At 42.6% G+C, this 1,160-nt stretch carries 1 protein-coding gene; it reads left to right on the forward strand.

Annotation, left to right across the window (positions count from 1 at the left end):
• On the forward strand, positions 1 to 1,143 hold a 1,143-nt coding region (locus I6E40_RS10580; RefSeq protein ID WP_235387226.1), incomplete at its 5' end, for an IS630 family transposase.
• Between the last annotated feature and the right edge of the window lie 17 nt (positions 1,144 to 1,160).

Here is a 1,160-nt window from a genome sequence, read left to right on the forward strand (position 1 = left end):
TCAACTATGTCAAGACAGAAAATCATCATAACACTCTCCCTGAAAGATCAAAAGTTCCTGGAACAATTACTTTCCAATGGTACAGCCCCAGCTCGAACGATACGGCGCGCACAAATTCTACTCAATTGCAACAGGAAAGGCAAGAAACAATATACAACAGAAGAGTTGGCAGACTTATTGAGCACAAAAAAGCAGACTGTCAGCCGGGTTTTGAAAGAATTTGAAGTCAGTGGTATAGAATGCATATATCGCAAGAAACGTAAGACGCCTCCGGTGGAGAGCAAGATTACAGGCGAAGTGGAAGCACACGTGATAGCCATGGCTTGTCACAATCCTCCTGAAGGATATTGCAGATGGACACTACGCCTGTTGTCAGAAAGGATGGTACAGATGAATTACATAGACAAGATAAGCCATACAACAGTGGGAAAGATATTGAAAGAGAATAGTCTCAAGCCACACCTTGTTGAGGAATGGTGTATACCAAAGGAACAAAGCGCTGATTTTGCCGCTTGCATGGAGGATGTGCTGGAAGTATATAGCCGTCCGTATGACGAACGATTTCCTGTGGTCTGCATGGATGAAAAGCCTCTACAATTGCTGGCAGATGCGCGCCAAGGACGTCGTAAGAAGAATGGTGCTCTCATTCAAGATTGTGAATACGTCCGCAATGGTACTTGTAGTATATTCCTTTTTACAGAGCCTCTTGCAGGATTTCGCCATGCTAAAGCATTAGAGCATAGGACAAAGATTGACTGGGCCAAACAGATGAAATGGCTTGCTGACGAAGTTTATCCTAATGCTGAAAAGATTATCATGATATGTGACAATCTCAACACCCATAACAAAAGTTCTTTCTATGAGACATTTCCGCCAGCAGAAGCACTAAGACTCGTCAAAAGATTCGAATTCCATTATACACCCAAGCATGGAAGTTGGCTCAACATAGCAGAGATTGAGTTGTCTGCGTTATCTAAACAATGCCTCGGGAAACGGAGAATTGATAATTTGGAAGACTTAAACTCAGAACTCGAGAAATGGCACACTGATAGGAATGCTATGCAGAAAGGGGTGGACTGGCAATTCACAACAGACGATGCCAGAATCAAACTCAAACATTTGTATCCTATTGTCACTTTTTAGACTTTACAGACTACTAG

The sequence above is a fragment of the Prevotellamassilia timonensis genome, from assembly GCF_021531665.1.
Taxonomy (GTDB): Bacteria; Bacteroidota; Bacteroidia; order Bacteroidales; family Bacteroidaceae; genus Alloprevotella.